Raw genomic sequence first — 20,750 nt, 5'->3', positions numbered from 1 at the left:
TTATGATAATAATTCTTGTTTGCAATAAAATCGGAGCCACCACCCGCGTCTATCCTAAGGATTTTCATGGCTTCCGATTTTTCCCGCCCGCGCCGCGCCGCGCTGCGCTTATGGCTGAGCGCCGGCCTCGCTCTGGCCTTGAGCGCCTGCGGCGCGCCTGAACAAAGCGCCGACGCCTCCGTCGCCGCCGCCGGCCAGTGGCCGCGCACCTTGAGCACGCCCAAGGGTCCGTTGACGCTGGAGCGGCCGCCGCTGCGCATCGTGTCCACCAGCGTGACCCTGACCGGCACCCTGCTCGCCATCAACGCCCCGGTGGTGGCCAGCGGCGGCAGCGCCGCCAATTCCAAAGTCACCGACGGCCAGGGCTTCTTCACCCAATGGGGGGCCGTGGCCAAGCAACGGGGCGTGCAGCCGCTTTACCAGGGCGAGCCCAATGCCGAAGCCATCATCGCCGCCCAGCCGGACCTGATCGTGATGGCCGGCACCGGCGGCGACTCCGCGCTGAAGCTGTACGAGCAATTAAGCCAGATGGCGCCGACTCTGGTGGTCAATTACGACGACAAGAGCTGGCAGGAGCTGGCGACGCTGCTGGGACGCGCCAGCGGCCGCGAGGCCGACGCCCAGGCGGTGATCGCCCGTTTCGACGCCGAAGTCGCGCAGTTGAAAAGCAAGCTGAAGCTGCCGCCGCAGCCCACCGCCGCCATGGTGTACAGCGAGGACGGCTCCGGGGCCAATCTTTGGACGCCGGAATCGGCCCAGGGCAAACTGCTGCAAGCGCTGGGCTTTACGCTCGCCACCGCGCCGGACAGCGTCAAGGGCAACACCAGCCAGGGCGTGCGCCGCGACATCGTGCAACTGTCCGGCGAGAAATTCGCCGAAGGGCTGCGCGGCAACAGCATCCTGCTGTTCAACGCCGACGCGCCCAGCGTGCCCAAGGTGCTGGCCAATCCCTTCCTGGCCGGCAACGCCGCGGTGCGCGGCAAGCAGGTCTACGCCGCCGGCTTCGACACCTTCCGCCTGGATTACTACAGCTCGCGCAATCTGCTGGCGCGGCTGGCGCGGCAATTCCAATAGCCGGCACGGCCGGCTTCCTTCCCGACAGGCTCGCGCCCGACACGGCGCGGGCCTGTTTTCACATTGATCGCCGCCATCCGGCGCCGCCTTCTCCATGAGCCGCCTTCCCATGACGGAGCAGTGTAATTTTTTTAAGTAAATAAACAATGTTACTCATTAAATAAATTACATTAATGGCAATCGATGGAAAAGCATCGATAGCAAAGCCTATTTAGCCCCCCATCTGAAATCACGGCCAAATCAGGAGGCTCCCACCACAAGCGCCGCTTGTCAGGCGCAAAAAAAGCCCCGGGCGCGGACGCGCCTCGGGGCACTTCAATGCATTCCATGCCGCGATCAACTTGATGAGCGGCCATGCCGGCGCACGGCGCCGCGCCACGCGACAAAAAAGGCCGCCTTGAAAGGCGGCCTGTTCGGCATGCGGCGCTTATAGCCGCCAAGCGGGATGATTCACGACCAACCCAGGCTGGCCAGCTCCTCCGCGCTCAGATGCCGCCATTCGCCCTGCGGCAGCTCGCCCAGCGCCACGCTGCCCAGGCTGATGCGGTGCAGCTGTTCCACCCGGTTGCTGGCCGCCGCCACCATGCGTTTGACCTGGTGATACTTGCCCTGGGTGATGGTCAGCAGAATCACATGGCTGTCCAGCCGCTCTATGCTGTCGGCGGCGAACTCCGCGCCTTCGTCGTTCAGATAAACCCCGCTTTGCAGCTTGGCGATGAACTCCTCGCTGGCCGCGTGTTTCAGCGTCACCTGGTAGCACTTGGGCACCAGCTTCTTGGGCGAGCTGAGCGCGTGCACGAACTGGCCGTCGTTGGTCAGCAGGATCAGGCCGGTGGTGTCCACGTCCAGCCGGCCCACGGCGGTGATGCCCAGATTGCCGAACTGATAAGGCAGCAGCCGATAAATGCCGGGATTGTGCTGCGGCTTGTGCGAGGTTTCGTAATTGGGGGGCTTGTGGAACAGCAAGTAGAGCGGCCCGGTCACCACGTCCCAGGGCTTGTCGTCCACCACCAGTTGCCGGATATCGGCCAGTTCCACCTGCTGACGGTAGTTGTCGACGATCTCGCCATTGAGTTCGACCAGGCCGTAGTCGATCAGCTGCCGGCATTCCTTGCGGCCGCCAAAGCCTTGTTGTTGCAGTAGTCGGTAAAGTTCCATCAGCGGATGGTAGCACACCGCCCCCGACGCGCCAGGCCGCCAAGCCGGAGCGTCAGGACACCAGCGGACGCATGGGATCCGCCACGCACACCCGGTCGCGCCCTTCCTTCTTGGCGCGGTACAAGGCCGCGTCGGCGGCGGCCACCACGCTGCCGGCGTCGGTGCCGTGCAGCGGGCACAGCGCCAGCCCCACCGACAAGGTGACGCGGATATCGTGCCCGCCGGCCACGATGGGCAGAACGCGCACATCGTGGCACAGCTGGCGCGCCTTGGCGTAGGCGTCGTTCAGCGACGCGCCGGGCAGCAGGATGAAGAACTCTTCGCCGCCGTAGCGGCAAACGATGTCGCCGCTGCGGAAGGCGTCGCTCAGATGCGCCGCCAGCGCCGTCAGCACCGCGTCGCCGCAAGGGTGGCCATACCGGTCGTTGATCTGCTTGAAATGATCCGCGTCGACCATCAACACCGCCACGTCCCTGTGCACCGCCAGCATATGGCTGAGGATGCGCGGCAGAATATCGTCCAGATGACGGCGGTTGAACAGGCCGGTCAGCGGATCGCGCAATGCTTGCTCACGCAAGCCCTGCTGCAGCAGTTCTATTTCATTCAGATTCTGGCGCAGCGCCTGGTTGGCCTGCAGCAAATCCTGCTCCAGCTGTTTGCGCTCGCTGATGTCGTTGACGCCGTTGATCACAAACCAGCCGTCGTCGGCCCTCACCACGGAACAGGAGATCAGCGCCCAGAACTCCCGGCCGTCGGCGGCGCGCAGCCGCACTTCGCGGTCGCGCACGCAACCGCCTACGCGCAGCAGCGCGGACACGCGCTCGCGCTCGGTTGGATCCACGTAGAAGTCCTGCACCCGCAGCGGCCGCCCGGGCGCCAGACGTTCGCGGAACAACTCCTCGGCGCGGGCATTGGCGTAGATCAGTTCGCCGCCCTGCAAACGGTTCATCGCCAAGGGGAAGGGCGCCGCGTCGGCCATCAGGCGCAAACGCGCCTCGCTGTCCGCCAGTTCGCGGGTCCGGGCGCGGACCTTGCCCTCCAATTGGCGGTTGACGCCGCGCAGCCTGGCCTCGGTGCGTCGCAGATCCACCGCCAGCGCGCCGAACACCAGCAAGGTGGTGGTCTGGATCAGCATCAGCATGCTGAGAGTCAGCAATGCCTGCTCGCCGTGCCCGAAAGCGCCGTGGCCGGACACGCCGCCGGCCAGAGCCAGCAGCAAAATCCCCAGCGACAGGCCATGGGCCAGCCGCAAGCGCTGGCGAAACGCGAACCACAGCAGAGGCAGGCTGAAGCAATAAGGCAGGGCGGCATAACGTCCGGTGCTGTCGTCTATGCCCAGCATGGCCAGGCCGGCGACCAGCAAGGTCAGCCAGGCGGTCAAACCGTCCAGCGAGCCGAGGCCGCCGTGGCCTTCGCCTGTCACCGCGCGCCTCAACAGCAGCAGACAGGGCGTCAGGCTGAAAATGCCGGCAAGGTCCGCCAGCCACCAGGCGATGAAGTGACGCCCCAGCGGCAATAAGAGTTGCGGCTGGCCATGCAGCAGGGCCGCCGTGCCGCCCATGGCGGCGATGGCCGCGGCCAGCGCCGCGCCGGCGATGAAGGCCTGGACATAGGACAGGCTGTGCAAGGGCAGGCGCCGGCCGCAGCGGTAGCGCACCAGCAAGGCGCCCAACAAGCTGCCCACCGTATTGGCGCCGGCGATCAACAAGGCGTCCGCCAGCGGCAACTGGCGCGACAAGAGGCTAAACAGCAAAGATCCCGCCGCCAGCCCCATGCCGTAGCGCTGGCCGCCGCGCAAGGCGACCGCCATCGCCAGACCGGCCGGAAACCAGGCCGGTGTCAGCCAGGTTTCCGCATTCATGAAGCCGGCCATCAATAGCCGCGCCAAGCCCCAATAGGCCGCGGCCACGCTCAGCTGCCGCCATGCGGCCGCCCAAAAGCCCGCGGCGGCATCCCTCCATCGCTGCATGCTTGTCTCCACCCTCCCTCAGCGCACAGCCGCGACGGCCGGCGAATGGGGGAAACCATCCGTCCCCCGCGCGCCGGCTTGAGCGCGACCGGTGTTCCGGGCCGTCCCCGGAACGGGGAGCAAGGCGGGAAACGCCGCTTTTTAGTCAATATAGATATATTGGATAAATTCCGCCGTCATTCCTTGGCTTTCTTGACTGCCACGCACGCAGGGGACGGGCGGGCTATCTTGCTGATTCACATCGCGATTGAATAAATGATAGCTATCATCTAAAACGGAATCACCGCTTCGTCATTGCGTTGCGTCACCCTCTAGCCGAACAGGAAGGTCAACGATGCGCTACAGCTCAACTCACAAGACCGAAACCCGTCAACGGATCCTGACCATGGCCTCGCTGCGTTTTCGAGCCGAAGGCGTGGCCAATGTCGGCATCGCCAATCTGATGGCCGATCTGGGACTGACCCACGGCGGTTTCTACGCCCACTTCCACAGCAAGGACGATCTGGTGGCGCAATCCTGTCGCCAGGCGCTGCTGGACATGAACGAGATTTGGCAGGCCCAACTGGAGCAGGCGCCCAACGGCGCCGGGCTGAAACGGCTGGCCAAGGATTATCTGAGCGCGGCGCACCGCGACTTTCCTGACTCCGGCTGCGCCGCCGCCGCGCTGGCCGGGGAGCTGGCCCGCCACGACAAAGCCACGCGCCAGGCGTTTTCCGAAGGCTTGCAGGCGCTGCTGCACACGCTGCGCCAGGCGCAACAATGCGACACGGCGGCCGGCTCGCGGCCGGCGCTGGCGCCCGAAGCCTGCCTGGCCCTGATGGTGGGCGCCTTGCTGCTGTCCCGCGCCATCTCGGACGAGACGCTGTCCGACCGGCTGCTGAAAACCGCGGCGGCGGCGCTGGCCCTGCAAGCCCGGGCGTAGAACCCGTTCAAAACCTCGCGGACAAGCGCGAGACAAAACCTTGCGGCGGAAGAAACGGAAGGAGCGCGCGGCGCGTGAACGTGCTGAGGCCTAGCCGCCGCGTGAGATCTCGCGCAGCGCAGCAGGCAGGAAACGGCCTCTTTAGACGATGTCGAGGTGGTCTATGCCTTCCAGCGGGTCCCTGGACTTGGAGCCTTCGCTGTAAAGCTTGATCTTCAACCGCAGATCGTTGATGGAGTCGGCGTTGCGCAGAGCGTCCTCGTAGCTGATCAGATCCGCCTCGTACAGCTCGAACAAGGACTGGTCGAAGGTCTGCATGCCGGTCTCGCGCGAGCGGCCCATCACTTCCTTCAGGCCGGCGATTTCGCCCTTGAAGATCATGTCGGACACCAGCGGGCTGTTGAGCAGGATTTCCACCGCCGCCACCCGGCCGCGGCCGCTTTTGATCGGCACCAGCCGCTGGGAAATGATGGAGCGCATATTCAGCGACAAATCCATCAAGACCTGTTGATGACGCTCCTCGGGGAAAAAGTTGAGGATGCGGTCCAGCGCCTGGTTGGCGTTGTTGGCGTGCAGCGTGGCCAGGCACAGGTGGCCGGTTTCGGCGAACTGCAAGCCGTAGCCCATGGTTTCGCGGTCGCGGATCTCGCCCATCAGGATCACGTCCGGCGCCTGGCGCAGGGTGTTCTTCAAGGCGATGTCCCAATCATCGGTGTCCACGCCCACCTCGCGCTGGGTGATGATGGACTTCTTGTGCTGGTGCACGTATTCGATCGGATCTTCGATGGTGATGATGTGGTCGTGGTTGTGGCTGTTGCGCCAGTCCACCAGCGCGGCCAGCGAGGTGGATTTGCCCGAGCCGGTGCCGCCGACGAAGATCACCAGCCCGCGCTTGATCAGCGCGATGTCGCGCAAGACCAGCGGCAGGTTGAGCTGGTCGAAGGTGGGGATTTCGGTGTTGATCTTGCGCAACACCATGCCGGCGTGGCCCTGCTGCACATAGGCGCTGACGCGGAAGCGCCCCAGGCCCGGCGGATTGATCGCGAAGTTGGCCTCCTTCTTGGTTTCGAACTCCTCGGTCTGCCGGTCGTTCATCACCGCGCGCACCAATTCCTTGGTGTGCTGGGCGGACAGGGGCTGCGGCGCCACCGGTGTGATCTTGCCGTCTATCTTCATCGCCGGCGGGAAATCGGCGGCGATGAAGACATCGGAGGCGTTCTTGCCGGTGGCGTGCTTCAGCAGATCCAGTATGAACTTGGAAGCCTGGTCTTTTTCCATGATGAGGTCCCGCGGGTCGCCGTTTCTAGTGTAGCGCAGCGCCCGCTCAGAATTGATCCTTGTTGGCGGCCTTTTGTCTGGCGTCCGCCGGCGACACCATATTGCGCCGCACCAGCTCCTGTAGACACTGGTCCAGCGTCTGCATGCCGTGCTGCTGACCGGTCTGGATCATGGAGTTGATCTGGGCGATCTTGTTTTCGCGGATCAGGTTGCGGATCGCCGGGGTGCCCAGCATGATTTCATGCGCGGCCACCCGCCCGCTGCCGTCCTTGGTCTTGAGCAGGGTCTGGGCGATCACCGCGCGCACCGATTCGGACAGCATCGAACGCACCATCTCCTTTTCCCCGGCCGGGAACACGTCGACGATACGGTCTATGGTCTTGGCGGCGGAGCTGGTGTGCAGGGTGCCGAACACCAGGTGGCCGGTTTCCGCCGCGGTCAGCGCCAGGCGTATGGTTTCCAGATCGCGCAATTCGCCCACCAGGATCACGTCCGGGTCTTCGCGCAGGGCGGACTTCAGCGCATTGGCGAAGCTGTGGGTCTGCAAGCCCAGCTCGCGCTGGTTGATCAGGCACTTCTTGCTGTCGTGGACGAACTCGATCGGATCCTCCACGGTCAGGATATGGGAGAAGTGGTTGTCGTTGATGAAATCAATCATCGCCGCCAGCGTGGTGGACTTGCCTGAGCCGGTGGGGCCGGTCACCAGCACCAGCCCGCGCGGAAAGGCGGCGATTTCCTGGAAGATCTTGGGCGCGCCCAGCTGCTCCAGCGACAGCACCTTGGACGGAATCACCCGGAACACCGCCCCCATGCCGCGGTTCTGCACGAAAGAGTTGACGCGGAAACGGGCGATGCCGGGCAGGTCGAAGGAAAAGTCGCACTCGAAGGTGTCTTCGAAGATTTTGCGCTGGTAATCGTTCATGATGTCGTACACCATGTCGTGCACGTCATGGTGGTCCATCGGCGGCAGGTTGATGCGGCGGATGTCGCCGTTCACCCGGATCATCGGCGGCAGCCCGGCGGACAGGTGCAGGTCGGACGCCTTGTTCTTGACCGTAAAGGCCAAGAGCTCCGAAATTTCCATAATATAATCTCCACGATGACTGCGCCGCCGCCATGGTTTCAGCCGCCAGGCGACCACTTGAAAAATAATGAAGAACCGCCCGCGTCGGCGACGCGCCCGAACGAGACCCCGGCATTTCCGGCTCTGGCGCTGATTGTAAGCTCAACTCAGCCATTTGGGATATCGCCGTCACCCCATATTATTAATGATGCGCGGCCATGATTCTTTGTAGAAACCCCAAACCCGGGCAACAAGCCTCACCGCCCGCAGCAAACCATTTCTCGACGCCATGACAGACTCCATCTCCCAACCCTTGCAGCAAGTCCGCCAACGCCTGGCGGACGCGGAACACGCCGCCGGCCGTCCGGCGGGATCGGTGCGCTTGCTGGCCGTCAGCAAAACCTTCCCCGCCGCGGACATCGAGCAAGCCTATCTTGCCGGCCAGCGCGCCTTTGGTGAAAACTACGTGCAGGAATTGCAGCAGAAGGCCGAGGCGCTGGCCGGCCTGGAGATCGAATGGCACTTCATCGGCCCGATGCAATCCAATAAAACCCGAGCGGTGGCGGAATTGGCGCACTGGGCCCACTCGGTGGAGCGGCTGAAAATCGCGGAACGGCTGTCGGCGCAACGTCCGGCGGCGCTGCCGCCGCTGAACGTGTGCATTCAGGTGAACGTGTCCGGCGAGGCCAGCAAGAGCGGCTGCGCGCCGGAACAGGCGCTGGAATTGGCGCGCGCGGTGGCGGCCTTGCCGCGTCTAACCCTGCGCGGCCTGATGTGCATCCCGGAACCCACGGAGGACACGGCGCGACTGGCGTCTCAGTTCGCCCAGCTGCGCAGGCTGCGCGAACGCCTGATCGCCGAAGGGCTGGCGCTGGACACGCTGTCCATGGGCATGTCCTCCGACATGGCCGTCGCCGTCGCCGAAGGCGCCACCCTGGTGCGGGTGGGCACGGCCATTTTCGGCGCGCGCCATTATCATTGAATGACATCGGCTTGAAACGATAGCGGTTTCAGGCCGGTTTATAAGGAAAAAGCATGCGGATTACCTTCATAGGCGGCGGCAATATGGCCAACGCCATCATCGCCGGCCTGATCAAGCAGGCGGCGCATCGCATCCACGTGGTGGACCCGGACGCCGGCAAAGTGGAACGGCTGCGCCAGGAATACGACGTCAGCGGCGGCGCGGCGCTGCCGGACGCCTTCGGCATCGGCGACATCGTGGTGCTGGCGGTCAAGCCGCAGCATCTGCGCGACTTGTGCCTGGAGCTTGAGCCCAGGCTCAACGGCGCGCTGGTGATCTCCATCGCCGCCGGCATCCGCCTGGACGCGCTATGCCGCTGGCTGGGCAGCAAGCGCGTGGTGCGGGTGATGCCCAACACCCCGGCGATGATAGGCAAGGGCGTGTCCGGCCTGTTCGCCTCGGTGGGCGTCAGCGAAGACGACCGCCAGGACGCCAACACCGTGATGCAGGCGGCCGGCATCACCGTCTGGCTGCAAAACGAACAGCGCATCGACGACGTCACCGCCGTGTCCGGCAGCGGCCCGGCCTATGTGTTCTATTTCATCGAAAGCATGATAGAAGCCGCCCAGCAAACCGGCTTTTCCGAAGCGGAAGCGCGCCGGCTGGTGCTGGCCACCTTCGAAGGCGCGGTGGAACTGGCCAAGCAAAGCCCGCTGTCCGTGGCCGCCTTGCGCACCAATGTGATGTCCAAGGGCGGCACCACCGAACGCGCCATCGCCCGCTTTGAGGCGGAAGGCGTCAAGCAGGCCATCATCGCCGGCACGCTGGACTGCCGCGACCGCTCCATCGAAATGGGCCAACAACTCAGCCAGGACTAAGCCACATCATGTTCTTCGACACTTTGCGCTTTCTGATCCACACCCTTTGCGGCCTGTTCGTGCTGGTGCTGCTGCTACGCTTCTATCTGCAAGTGGCGCGCGCGCCGTTCAAACACCCGCTGTGCCAGTTCGTGATGGCCGCCACCAATTTCGCGGTGCTGCCGCTGCGCAAGCTGGTGCCGGCGATGCGCGGCTACGACAGCGCCACCATGTTGCTGGCCTGGCTGGTGGCGCTGCTGTCCAATGTACTGGTCACCTTGCTCAGCTCGGTGCCGGAAGTCTTCACCTTTCCGCAAGTCTGGGTGGCGCTGTCGCTGCTGTCGCTGCTGGAAGTGTTCAAGCAATCGCTGACCCTGTTGATGGGCAGCGTCATCGTTCAGGCCGTGCTCAGCTGGGTCAGCCCCTACAACCCGCTGATGCCGGTGCTGGACGCGCTGACCCGGCCCTTCCTGCGCCCGTTCCGCAAGGCCAATATCGGCGGCGTGGACCTGTCGCCGCTGGTGCTGCTCCTGATCATCCAGGTGATCCTGATGCTGCCGGTGCGCATGCTGGAAGCAAGCTTCTTGACCCAACTCAAGGTAGTACTGTAGCAATTCAGGTTATTTGTCATATTTTTTCGCGGCCGCGCTTTGCGGCCGCTCGTTTGGCAACCGATTTGCATCACCACACCAGGAGACTTCCAATGAAAAAAGCCTTGCTCGCCGCCGCCCTGTTGAGCGCCGCCGCCGCTCCCGCCTTCGCCAATATGCAGCTGGCGCAAAAATACAGCTGTACCGCCTGTCACGCGGTGGACAAGAAGATCGTCGGTCCGGCCTATAAGGACGTGGCCAAGAAATACGCCAGCCAGAAAGGCGCGGAAGCCATGCTGATGGCCAAGATCAAGAACGGCGGCTCCGGCGTGTGGGGCCCGGTGCCGATGACCCCGCATCCGAACATCCCGGACGCGGACCTGCGCGCGCTGGCCAAATGGGTGCTGTCGCTGAAATAAGCCATCCCGACGCTAGAAACCCGGCACGCCGCACGGCGCGCCGGCTCCCGGAAAAAGGCGGCGGATTGCCGCCTTTGAACTGTCCGGGACATTTTATGTCTTAGCCTGTTGCGCCAATACCCTTTTAACGATGCCTCAGGCTTGTTACCGGAGTGAAACAACGCTATACCGATTGTCAGCAGCAGGGAGTTAATATCACCTAAGCGCCTAAGACAGTTGCAGAAATAGCGGGGCGCCGGTAATCTTCTCCGCCTGTTGCCAACTCTATGCTGGAAGCACCTATTATGGCCAAACTAACCGAACAGGATATCCTCAACTGGACCGGCGACGATTACATGAACGCCGACCATCTTGAGTTTTTCAAAGACCGGTTGTTGCAGATGCAGCAGGAGTTGCTCTCTAACGCAAATGCGACCGCCAATCACCTGCAAGAGCAGGAAGCCACGCCGGATCCCGCTGACCGCGCCACGCTGGAAGAGGAATACGCGCTGGAACTGCGCACCCGCGACCGCGAGCGCAAGCTGCTGCAAAAGATCCAGGCCTCGCTGCGCCAGATCGAAGACGGTTCTTACGGCTTCTGCGAAGACACCGGCGAACCGATCGGCCTGCGCCGCCTGATGGCCCGCCCCACCGCCACGCTGTCGGTGGAAGCCCAGGAACGCCGCGAACGCATGAAGCGTCAGTACGCCGACTGACCGTTCCGGTTCTCGCCCGCAAAACGCCCTGGCCGCATCCGGGGCGTTTTTCATGTCCACCTGTTCCCCGTCCAAGAAAAACAAGCAGATAAATCGGGAGCCGATAGCTTATCCCTAACGATCATCTAGTATGAATTTAGGGCATTAAAGCAGGCCGGCCGCTTGTCTAGCGTCGTGGAATCCGGTTATCTTGCTGCTATGCAAAAACTGAAATAGCAAGGAAGCCGCCTTTATGCAACGCCAGACCGACGACGTCAGAATCCGCGAAATCAAGGAATTGCTGCCGCCCATCGCCCACCTGTACGAACTGCCGATCACCGAGGCCGCCTCCGAGGTGATTTACGCCGCCCGCCGCGACATCTCCGCGCTCTTGCGCGGCGAGGACGACCGCCTGCTGGTGGTGATCGGCCCCTGCTCCATCCACGACACCGAAGCCGCCATCGAGTACGCCAAGAAGCTGGCGCCGCTGCGCGACAAGCTGTCGCAGGAGCTGGTGGTGGTGATGCGCGTCTACTTTGAAAAACCGCGCACCACCGTCGGCTGGAAAGGCCTGATCAACGATCCGCTGCTGAACGAATCCTTCGACATCAACAGCGGCCTGCGCATCGCGCGCCGTCTGCTGCTGACCCTGAACGACATGGGCATGCCGGCCGCCACCGAATTCCTGGACATGATCACGCCGCAGTACTTCGCCGACCTGATCAGCTGGGGCGCCATCGGCGCGCGCACCACCGAAAGCCAGGTGCACCGCGAACTGGCCTCCGGCCTGTCCTGCCCGGTGGGTTTCAAGAACGGCACCGACGGCAATCTGAAGATCGCCGTGGACGCCATCCGCTCCTCCAGCGTGCCCCACCATTTCCTGTCCGTGACCAAGACCGGCCACTCCGCCATCGTCTCCACCGGCGGCAACCCGGATTGCCACGTGATCCTGCGCGGCGGCAAGGAACCCAATTACTCGGCCGAGCACGTGAGCGCCGCGGCGGCGGAACTGGTCTCCGTGGGCCTGCCGCAAAAGCTGATGGTGGATTTCAGCCACGCCAACAGCCGCAAGGACTACCGTCGTCAAATGGAAGTGGCCGACGACATCGCCGGCCAGCTGGCCGCCGGCAACGCCAATATCTTCGGCGTGATGGTGGAAAGCCACTTGGTGGAAGGCCGCCAGGACCTGAAGCCGGGCTGCGAGTTGACCTACGGCCAGAGCGTCACCGACGCCTGCATCGGCTGGGACGACACGGAAAAACTGCTGACCACGCTGGCCGACGCGGTGAAGGCGCGCCGCGCGCGTCAAGACTGAGCCGGCGCCAAGCCGACAGCCTCGCGGCGGAGCATGCGCTCCGCCGTTTTCATTGGCTCAGCTGCTCGCCGGCCAGGCGGCCCAGAGTGGCGATCGCCCGCGCCAGCGCCGGCGACCACGGCTGGCCGAAGTTCAGCCGCAGGCAGTGGCCGAAACGCGGCTCGGCGGAAAACACCAGGCCCGGCGCGAAACTGATAGATTCGGCCAGCGCCCGCTCCAACAAGCGGCCCGCGTCCAGCCCTTCCGGACATTCCACCCACAGCAGCAGACCGCCCTGCGGCCGCCGCAGCCGCGTGCCCTTGGGGAAGGCCGCCAGCACTGCGTCGGCCAGTTGGCCCATCTGCCGCGCCAATTGCCGCCGCAAACGCTCGGCGAAACGCGCGTAGTCGCCGTCGGCCAACACGTCCGCCAATAAGCCCTGATACAAGGCCGAGCTCACCAGGCTGCTGCTATTGCTCTGCCGCGCCAGCGCCGCGTGATGACGGCCGCCGGACAACCAGCCCAGACGAAACGAAGGCGCGAAGCTCTTGGTGAAGGACGAGCAGTAAATCACCTCGCCGCGGCTGTCCCAGGCCTTCAGCGGCGTCGGATGCTGCTCGCCGAAGTAAAGCTCGCCGAACACATCGTCCTCGATGATGGTCAGGCCGTGACGGTAAGCCAGCTGCAACAAACGCTTCTTGGCTTCGTCCGGCATCAAGGCGCCGGTGGGATTCTGAAAATTGGTCACCGTCACCAGGCAGCGCGGCGCCGGTCCGTGGCGCAAGGCGAACTCCAGCGCCTCCAGCGACAGGCCGGCGTCCGGCGTGCACGGGATTTCAAGCGCTTTCAGTCCCAGGGCCTCCAGGGTTTGCAGCAGACCGAAGTACACCGGCGTCTCCACCGCCACGGTGTCGCCCGGCCGGGTCAGCAAGCGCAGCGACAGGCTGATCGCCTCGGTGATGCCGTGGGTGAACAGAATGGCGTCCGGCTCCAGCGCCAGCTGCCACTGCGCCGCCAGCCCGCACACCAGCCGATGCAGCCGCGCCTGCTCGCCGCGCGGCAGATAGGCGCCGATCAGCTCCGGCCGCTGGTTCAGCGTCTGTTGCAGCCGACGCGCCAGCGCCGCCGCCGGATACATGCTGCCGTGCGCTTCCGCCATGTGCAGCTGGGTGCCGATGTCCAGGCCCGACCATTCGATCAATTGCGACATGCGGCTGTCCACCCGCACCAGGGTCGCCGCCGACGGCAAGCCGTCGTCCCGGGCATGCGCCTGCTGCGCGCGGCTGGGCAAGGCGGCGAAAAAGCCGGCGCGCGGCCGGGCGCTGACGCGTTGCCGGCGCTCCAGATGGCGGTAAGCCGCCAGCGCGGTCAAGACGTTGACGCCGTGCAGGGCGGCCAGGCGGCGCACCGAGGGCAGCCGGCTGCCGGGCGGGTACTCGCCGCTGTCCAGCCCGCGCTCGATGTCCGCGGCAATGCGTAGATACAGGGAATCAGTCATCGCTGTTATATAGAACAGATTGTGCGCAGCATAAACTGTTTGCGTCGGCTGTGGGAAGGCGAGGCGCGGCGCTTGCGCTAGGCTGGCCCTACTTTTCATCGCAAGAAAGCGCATCATGCCGTCCACCTTCTGGCGCGACCTGTCGCCCTCCGCCGCGCTGGCCGCGGCGCTGGCCTTATTGGTCGGCTATTCCGGTCCCTTCCTCATCATCGTCCACGCCGCCCAGTCCGCCGGCTTGTCCCCGGCCCAGCTCGGCTCCTGGATCTGGGCGGTGTCCATCGGCTCCGGCGTGGCCGGCCTCTACCTGTCCTGGCGCTGGAAGGCGCCGGTGATCACCGCCTGGAGCACCCCCGGCGCGGCCCTGCTGCTGGCGGCCCTGCCCGGCGTGCCCTACGGCGAGGCGGTGGGCGCCTTCCTGGCCGCCGCCGCCATCGTCACCCTGCTGGGCGTCAGCGGTCTGTTCGACCGGCTGATGAAGGTGTTCCCCGCCGCGCTGGCGGCGGCGATGCTGGCCGGCATCCTGTTCCGCTTCGTCGCCGAACTGGCCAGCGCCGCCGGCCACGATCCGCTGCTGGTGGTCAGCATGGCCGCGCTGTTCTTCGTCGGCCGCCGCTTCTTCCCGCGCTACGCGCTGCCGGCCGCCATCCTGCTGGGCCTGCTGCTGGCGGCGGCGCAAGGCCTGTTCCAGCCGCTGCCGGCCCACGGCGGAGGCGGCGGCGGTCCGCTGTTCACCGCGCCGCAATGGTCGTGGAGCGCCTTCTTCAATCTGGCCTTGCCGCTGGCGCTGGTGGCGCTGACCGGTCAATTCCTGCCCGGCATGGCGGTGCTGGCCTCCTCCGGCTACCGCATCCCGGCCCGCTCGCCGGTGTCGCTGCTGGGCGCGGTGTCCATGCTGACCGCGCCCTTCGGCGGCCACGGCGTGGTGCTGGCGGCGATCACCGCCGCCATCTGCACCGGGCCGGAAACCCACCCCGATCCCAAACGCCGCTACGTGGCCGGCGTGATCTGCGGCGCGCTCTATCTGGCGATAGGCGCGGCCGGCGGCGCGCTGGCCAGCCTGATCCTGACCCTGCCCAAGGCGCTGGTGGCCACCGCCGCCGGGCTGGCGCTATTCGGCACCCTGGCGTCCTCCTTGAGCGCGGCGCTGAGCGACGAGAGCCGCCGCGAAGCGGCGCTGATCACCTTCGTGGTGGCGGCCTCCGGCGTCAGCATCGCCGGCCTGGGCGCGCCGCTGTGGGCCTTGCTGGCCGGCGGCGCGGTGGCCTTGATCCTGCGTCCGGCCAAGGCCCGGCAGGCCGAAGCCGCCGTCGGCCAGCGCGGCTGAACCGGCACTGGCAGCCCGGCGGCGGGCATGATAAGTTAAGGGACTGGATACAATATTCCGCGCGGCGACCGAACCGGGCGGACCCTGCCCACCCTCGAGGAAACCATGTTCGCTGCCACCGTATACGCGCAACGCCGCGCCCGTCTGCAAGCGGCCGGCCTGTCCGGCCTGCTGCTGTTTGTCGGCAATGTCGATTCGCCGATGAACTATCACGACAACACCCTGCCCTTCGTGCAGGACTCCAGCTTCCGTTATTTCTTCGGCCTGAACGAACCGGGCCTGGCCGGCCTCATCGACGCCGACAGCGGCGAAGCGACGCTGTTCGGCAACGATCCGGACGTGGCCGACATCGTCTGGACCGGCCCGCTGCCCAGCCTGGCCGAACGCGCCGCGCTGGCCGGCCTGACACACAGCCGCGGCTACGCCGAACTGGCCTCCGCGCTGAGCGCCGCGCGCGCCGCCGGCCGCGCCGTCCATTACCTGGCACCGTACCGCGGCGAGACCCTGATTGAAATGGGCCGCTTGCTGGACGTTCATCCGGCCAAGGTCAAGGACGGCTTCTCCGCGCCGCTGACCCATGCCGTGGTGGCGCTGCGCGAAATCAAGGGCGACGAAGAAATCGCCGAAATGGAAGCGGCGCTGGCGGTGACCCGCGACATGCACGTCGCCGCGATGCGCCACGCCAAACCCGGCGTGATGGAATACGAAGTGGTGGGCGAGATGGAAGGCATCATGCGCCGCCGCGACTGGCAGCTGGCCTATCCATCCATCTTCTCCCGCCGCGGCGAAGTGCTGCACAACCATCACCACGACAACCGCCTGGAAAGCGGCGACCTGGCGCTGAACGACACCGGCTGTACCTCCGGCGGCGGCTACGCCAGCGACATCACCCGCACCTTCCCGGTGGGCGGCAAGTTCAGCCCGCGTCAGCGCGAACTGTACAATATCGTGCTGGACATGCAGCTGGCCGCCATCGAGGCGATGAAGCCGGGCGTGCGCTATCTGGACGTGCACAAGCTGTCCGCGCGGCTGATGGTGGAAAGAATGAGCGCGCTGGGCTTCTTCCAGGGCAACGCCAACGCCATCGTCGAATCCGGCGCCTACGCCATCGCCTTCCCGCACGGCCTTGGCCATCAGATCGGCATGGACGTGCACGATATGGAAGGCCTGGGCGAAGACCTGGTGGGTTACGGCGAGGACACCGAGCGCAGCCCGCTGTTCGGCCTGGGCTACCTGCGTCTGGGCAAGCCGCTGAAACAAGGCATGGTGGTGACGGTGGAGCCCGGCATGTACTTCATCCCGGCGCTGATCGAAGCCTGGGCCGCCGAAGGCCGCCACAGCCAGTACATCGACTACGACAAATTCCGCGAATACCAGGACTTCGGCGGCATCCGCATCGAAGACAATGTGCTGGTCACCGCCGACGGCAGCCGCGTGCTGGGCGCGCCGATTCCCAAGACGGTGGAAGAAGTCGAAGCCGCGATGGCCGGTTGAAACCCGCCGCTCCCGCCTTCCAGCCGCCCATGGGCGGCTTTTTCACGCCCGGTCGCCTGCGCTCGCCCCCGCGTCGCATTCTGACCAGCCCCCGCCGCGGGCCGATGCTAGTGTCGGTCTTTCCTTGCGTCAGCATCGGGAGACCCCTACATGGCTGCATTACCGGAAACCGGGGCGACAGACCGCCTCAACCGCACGGTGTTCCTCGGTTCGTCCAGCTGCATTCTGGCGCTGGCGCTGTGGGCGATGCTGGACACCGACGCCGCCGCCCGCGTCATGGCCCAGGTGCTGGGCTGGATCACCGAGGGCTTTGGCTGGTACTACTTCCTGGCCGCCACGCTCTATGTCTTGTTCGTCCTCGTCATCGCCTGTTCCCGCTTTGGCAGCATCAAGCTGGGACCGGCCCATTCGCGGCCGGAATACAGCCTGTTCACCTGGGGCGCGATGCTGTTCGCCGCCGGCATCGGCATCGACCTGATGTTTTTCTCGGTGGCCGAACCGGTCACCCACCTGCTGGCCCCGCCCGAGGGCGCGCCCGGCACTCACGCTGCCGCGCGCCAGGCCATGTCCTGGACCCTGTTCCACTACGGCATCACCGGCTGGTCGATGTACGCGTTAATGGGCATGGCCCTGGGCTATTTCAGCTATCGCCATCAATTGCCGCTCAGCATCCGCTCGGCCCTCTATCCCATCTTCGGCCGCCGCATCCACGGCGCGCTCGGCCACGGCGTCGACATCGCTGCCGTGCTCGGCACCATCTTCGGCATCGCCACCTCGCTGGGCATAGGCGTGGTGCAGCTCAACTACGGCCTGCGCTTCATGTTCGACATTCCTGAAGGGGTGCTGGCGCAGGCCTTGCTGATCCTGCTGTCGGTGGCGATGGCCACCCTGTCCGTGGTCTCCGGCGTGGACAAGGGCATCCGCCGGCTATCGGAATTGAACGTGCTGCTGGCCATCCTGCTGATTCTGTTCGTGCTGTTCAGCGGCAATACCGTGTTCCTGCTCAACGGCCTGGTGCTGAACGTGGGCGACTACCTGAACGGCTTCGCCGGCATGACCCTGAACACCTTCGCCTTCCAGCGCCCGGTGGACTGGCTGAACGCCTGGACCCTGTTCTTCTGGGCCTGGTGGGTGGCCTGGGCGCCCTTCGTCGGCCTGTTCCTGGCGCGCATCTCGCGCGGCCGCACCCTGCGCCAATTCATCATCGGCACCCTGGTCATCCCCTTCGTGTTCACCTTGATCTGGATTTCCATCTTCGGCAACAGCGCGCTGGACCTGGTGCTGGCCGGCAACCAGAGCTTCGGCAAGACCGCGATGGAGACGCCGGAACGGGCGTTCTATTCGCTGCTGGCGCAATACCCGTGGACCGGTTTCAGCGCTCTGCTCGCCACCGTCACCGGTCTGCTGTTCTACGTCACCTCGGCCGACTCCGGCGCGCTGGTGCTGGGCAACTTCACCTCCATCCTCAAAGACCCGGCCAGCGACGCGCCCAAGTGGCTGCGCATTTTCTGGTCGCTGGCCATCGGCATCCTGACGCTGTCCATGCTGATGGTGGGCGGCGTGCCCACGCTGCAGAACGCCACCATCATCATGGGCTTGCCCTTCTCTTTCGTGATGTTCTTCATCATGGCCGGCTTGTACAAGGCGCTGCGGCGCGAAGGCATGCGCGAAGACAGCCGCCAGGCCAGCCTGGCCGGCTCGCTGTCCGGCCGCACCTACGCCCACTCCGATCCGCGGCTGAACTGGCAGCAACGGCTGAGCCGGGCGATGAGCTATCCGGACGCGGACCAGACCCGAACCATGCTGGAACACAGCTGCCTCCCCGCCTTGCGCGAGGTTTGCGCCGCGCTGCGCCAGCGCGGCGCCAAGGCGCGGCTGGAACAGGAAACAGACCCGCAGACCGGCCTGCCGCGGCTGGGCCTACTCATCGCCGGCGACGGCGACGCCGCCTTCCGCTACCGCATCCAGGCCGCCATGGCGGCCACGCCCTCCTTCGCCATCCGCGCCGCGCCCGGCCATTACTGCCGATTGGAAGTGCACTTGCAGGACGGCAGCCAGGGCTACAGCCTGTGGGGCTACCACAAGGAACAGATCATCGCCGACATCCTGGACCAGTACGAACGGCATCTGCACTACCTCCACCTCAGCCGGCAAGCGCAGTCCGCCGCCTCATAGACCTCCGCGCCGCCGGGCTGGACGCCGCCGCCGCGGCGTCGCACCATGCGCTATTCAATCCGGCATGATGGGAAGCGCGATGGAAACCGTGGAATGCGTGGTGATAGGCGCCGGCGTAATCGGCCTGGCCATGGCGCGGCAGTTGGCGATGGCCGGCCGCGAAGTCGTCATCGTGGAAGCGGAAAGCGCCATCGGCCAGCATGCGTCCAGCCGCAACAGCGAAGTGATCCACGCCGGGCTCTACTATCCGCCCGGCAGCCTGAAAGCGCGGCTCTGCGTGGCCGGCCGCCAGCGGCTGTACGACTACTGCGCCCAGCGCGCGATTGCCCACCGCCGCTGCGGCAAGCTCATCGTCGCCGCGAACGAAGCCGAACTGCCGCGGCTGCAAGCCTTGCAACAGCGCGCCGCCGCCAACGGCGTCGATGATCTGCGCTGGCTGGACGCGGAACAGCTCCGGGGGCTGGAGCCGGCCTTGCAGGCCCGCGCCGCGCTGTTGTCGCCGTCCACCGGCATAATAGACAGCCACGGCCTGATGCTGTCCCTGCTGGCCGACGCCGAGGCCCACGGCGCGACGCTGGCGCTGAACTCGCCGCTGAGCGGCGGCCGCGTTGGCGACGATGGGCTGGAACTGGACATCGCCGGCCTGCGGCTGCGCGCGCGTTGCGTGGTCAACGCCGCCGGCGCGTGGGCGCCGCGAGTCGCTGCCAGCATTGCCGGGGTTCCACGTGAAACCATTCCCACGCCCTATTACGCGCGCGGCGTCTATTTCGCGCTGCAAGGCCGCTCGCCGTTCCAGCGCCTGATCTACCCGCTGCCCGAGGCCGGCGGCCTGGGCACGCATCTGACGCTGGACCTGGCCGGCCAGGCGCGCTTCGGCCCGGACCTGGAATGGGTGGACGCCATCGACTACCAAGAGGACCCGGCGCGCGCGGAGCGCTTCTACGCCGGCATCCGCCGCTGGTGGCCGACGCTGCCGGAACAGGCGCTGGCGCCGGCCTACGCCGGCATCCGCCCCAAGATCGCCGGACCCGGCGCGCCGGACGCGGACTTCCTGATCCAGGGCCCGGCGCAGCACGGCGTGCCCGGCCTGCTCCAACTCTACGGCATCGAATCCCCCGGCCTCACCGCCAGCCTGGCGCTGGCCGAATACGCGGCGGCGACGCTGACGGCATAGCGCCGGGACGAGTTATCCGCTTACAATCGAACCGTCCCAACCCGCCGCCTCGCAGTCTATGCTCATTCTGAATCAACGCCAGCAGGAATTGCTGGCCATGGTCAAACGCGACAGCTACGTCAGCGTGGAAAAGCTGGCCGAACATTTTTCCGTCACCCGGCAGACCATACGCCGCGACATCGCGCTGCTGGCCGAGCATCAGTTGCTGCAACGCTATCACGGCGGCGCCAGCGTGCTGTCCAGCGTGGAGAACGTCGCCTACCAGGCGCGGCAGGTGCTGTGCATAGACGAAAAGCGCCGCATCGCCGAATGCCTGGCCCGCCACATCCCGGACAACGCCTCGCTGTTCATCAATCTAGGCACCACCACCGAGGAAGTGGCCAAGGCGCTGCACCAACACCGCGGCCTGCGGGTGATCACCAATAATCTGCACGTGGCGGACACCATGTGCGACTACCCGGACTGCGAAGTCATCGTGCTGGGCGGCATGCTGCGCAAACGCGACCGCGGCATCACCGGCGAGGCCACGGTGCAGCTGATCCGCCAGTTCCGCGTCGATTACGGCATCATCGGCATTTCCAGCATCGAGCTGGACGGCACGCTGCGCGATTACGACTACCGCGAGGTGCGCAGCGCCGAGGCCATCATCCAGCAATCCCGCCACGTGTTCCTGGCCGCCGACCACAGCAAGTTCGACCGCCCGGCGCTGGTGGAGCTGGGCCATCTGTCGCAGATAGACGCGCTGTTCACCGACCAGCCGCCGCCGCCCGCCGTCGTCGAGCTGATGCGGGAGGCGGATACCCAATTGTACGTGGCGGACTGAGCC

General features: G+C 65.6%; 18 protein-coding genes. 13 read left to right on the top strand and 5 right to left on the bottom strand.

Annotation, left to right across the window (positions count from 1 at the left end):
* Positions 1-66 precede the first annotated feature (66 nt).
* Positions 67-1,074 carry a Fe2+-enterobactin ABC transporter substrate-binding protein gene (gene fepB, locus QUG03_RS01180; protein ID WP_488876709.1) on the top strand — a complete coding sequence of 336 codons (1,008 nt, stop codon included), beginning with the start codon at positions 67-69 and terminating at the stop codon, positions 1,072-1,074.
* A gap of 450 nt (positions 1,075-1,524) precedes the next feature.
* On the opposite strand, the gene QUG03_RS01175 is transcribed toward fepB, so the two are convergent.
* Positions 1,525-2,232 (bottom strand): pseudouridine synthase, encoded by a 708-nt coding sequence (locus QUG03_RS01175; protein ID WP_107802064.1) that lies wholly within the window; start codon positions 2,230-2,232, stop codon positions 1,525-1,527.
* A gap of 52 nt (positions 2,233-2,284) precedes the next feature.
* Positions 2,285-4,201: a sensor domain-containing diguanylate cyclase gene (locus QUG03_RS01170; protein WP_488876710.1), complete on the bottom strand. Its 1,917-nt coding sequence runs from the start codon at positions 4,199-4,201 to the stop codon at positions 2,285-2,287.
* 334 nt (positions 4,202-4,535) lie between these two features.
* On the opposite strand from QUG03_RS01170, the gene QUG03_RS01165 reads away from it, so the two are divergent.
* Entirely contained in the window at positions 4,536-5,123 is a 588-nt protein-coding gene (locus QUG03_RS01165) for a TetR/AcrR family transcriptional regulator (RefSeq protein ID WP_107801222.1), read from the top strand.
* A 141-nt stretch (positions 5,124-5,264) separates the two neighbouring features.
* Here the strand turns inward: QUG03_RS01165 and QUG03_RS01160 are convergent, their stop codons facing one another.
* Positions 5,265-6,401: a PilT/PilU family type 4a pilus ATPase gene (locus tag QUG03_RS01160; RefSeq protein ID WP_048412756.1), complete on the bottom strand. Its 1,137-nt coding sequence runs from the start codon at positions 6,399-6,401 to the stop codon at positions 5,265-5,267.
* A 46-nt stretch (positions 6,402-6,447) separates the two neighbouring features.
* On the bottom strand, positions 6,448-7,485 hold the full coding sequence (locus tag QUG03_RS01155) for a type IV pilus twitching motility protein PilT (RefSeq protein WP_043589321.1): 1,038 nt from the start codon (positions 7,483-7,485) through the stop codon (positions 6,448-6,450).
* A 268-nt stretch (positions 7,486-7,753) separates the two neighbouring features.
* Here QUG03_RS01155 and QUG03_RS01150 point away from each other — a divergent pair, with 268 nt between their 5' ends.
* The 6 genes from QUG03_RS01150 to aroG all read left to right on the top strand — a co-directional run bounded on the left by QUG03_RS01150 (position 7,754) and on the right by aroG (position 12,280).
* Positions 7,754-8,446: a YggS family pyridoxal phosphate-dependent enzyme gene (locus QUG03_RS01150; RefSeq protein WP_227105727.1), complete on the top strand. Its 693-nt coding sequence runs from the start codon at positions 7,754-7,756 to the stop codon at positions 8,444-8,446.
* 53 nt (positions 8,447-8,499) lie between these two features.
* Positions 8,500-9,303, top strand: coding sequence for a pyrroline-5-carboxylate reductase (gene proC / locus QUG03_RS01145; RefSeq protein ID WP_107801224.1), 804 nt, complete (start codon positions 8,500-8,502; stop codon positions 9,301-9,303).
* Positions 9,304-9,311: 8 nt separating this feature from the next.
* Positions 9,312-9,893: a YggT family protein gene (locus QUG03_RS01140; RefSeq protein WP_107801225.1), complete on the top strand. Its 582-nt coding sequence runs from the start codon at positions 9,312-9,314 to the stop codon at positions 9,891-9,893.
* Between the two features lie 92 nt (positions 9,894-9,985).
* Positions 9,986-10,291, top strand: coding sequence for a c-type cytochrome (locus QUG03_RS01135; RefSeq protein ID WP_107801226.1), 306 nt, complete (start codon positions 9,986-9,988; stop codon positions 10,289-10,291).
* A gap of 284 nt (positions 10,292-10,575) precedes the next feature.
* On the top strand, positions 10,576-10,986 hold the full coding sequence (gene dksA / locus QUG03_RS01130) for an RNA polymerase-binding protein DksA (RefSeq protein ID WP_019102526.1): 411 nt from the start codon (positions 10,576-10,578) through the stop codon (positions 10,984-10,986).
* A gap of 232 nt (positions 10,987-11,218) precedes the next feature.
* Positions 11,219-12,280, top strand: a complete 1,062-nt coding sequence (gene aroG / locus QUG03_RS01125) for a 3-deoxy-7-phosphoheptulonate synthase AroG (RefSeq protein WP_235085726.1) — start codon at positions 11,219-11,221, stop codon at positions 12,278-12,280.
* A gap of 49 nt (positions 12,281-12,329) precedes the next feature.
* Here the strand turns inward: aroG and QUG03_RS01120 are convergent, their stop codons facing one another.
* Positions 12,330-13,757, bottom strand: a complete 1,428-nt coding sequence (locus QUG03_RS01120; protein ID WP_500819184.1) for an aminotransferase-like domain-containing protein — start codon at positions 13,755-13,757, stop codon at positions 12,330-12,332.
* Positions 13,758-13,872: 115 nt separating this feature from the next.
* Between QUG03_RS01120 and QUG03_RS01115 the strand changes: the two genes are divergently transcribed.
* The 5 genes from QUG03_RS01115 to QUG03_RS01095 all read left to right on the top strand — a co-directional run bounded on the left by QUG03_RS01115 (position 13,873) and on the right by QUG03_RS01095 (position 20,747).
* Entirely contained in the window at positions 13,873-15,081 is a 1,209-nt protein-coding gene (locus tag QUG03_RS01115; protein WP_500819183.1) for a benzoate/H(+) symporter BenE family transporter, read from the top strand.
* A 105-nt stretch (positions 15,082-15,186) separates the two neighbouring features.
* Positions 15,187-16,575, top strand: coding sequence for an aminopeptidase P family protein (locus QUG03_RS01110; RefSeq protein ID WP_500819182.1), 1,389 nt, complete (start codon positions 15,187-15,189; stop codon positions 16,573-16,575).
* Positions 16,576-16,725: 150 nt separating this feature from the next.
* Positions 16,726-18,750, top strand: coding sequence for a choline BCCT transporter BetT (betT, locus tag QUG03_RS01105; protein WP_500819181.1), 2,025 nt, complete (start codon positions 16,726-16,728; stop codon positions 18,748-18,750).
* Between the two features lie 79 nt (positions 18,751-18,829).
* Positions 18,830-19,924, top strand: a complete 1,095-nt coding sequence (locus QUG03_RS01100) for an NAD(P)/FAD-dependent oxidoreductase (RefSeq protein WP_500819180.1) — start codon at positions 18,830-18,832, stop codon at positions 19,922-19,924.
* 58 nt (positions 19,925-19,982) lie between these two features.
* Positions 19,983-20,747, top strand: a complete 765-nt coding sequence (locus QUG03_RS01095; RefSeq protein ID WP_107801233.1) for a DeoR/GlpR family DNA-binding transcription regulator — start codon at positions 19,983-19,985, stop codon at positions 20,745-20,747.
* Positions 20,748-20,750 lie beyond the last annotated feature (3 nt).

Source organism: Chromobacterium sp. CCUG 30098 (genome assembly GCF_059916605.1).
The sequence above is the reverse complement of the archived record's forward strand: the minus strand, read 5'-3'. Positions and strand labels throughout refer to the sequence as shown.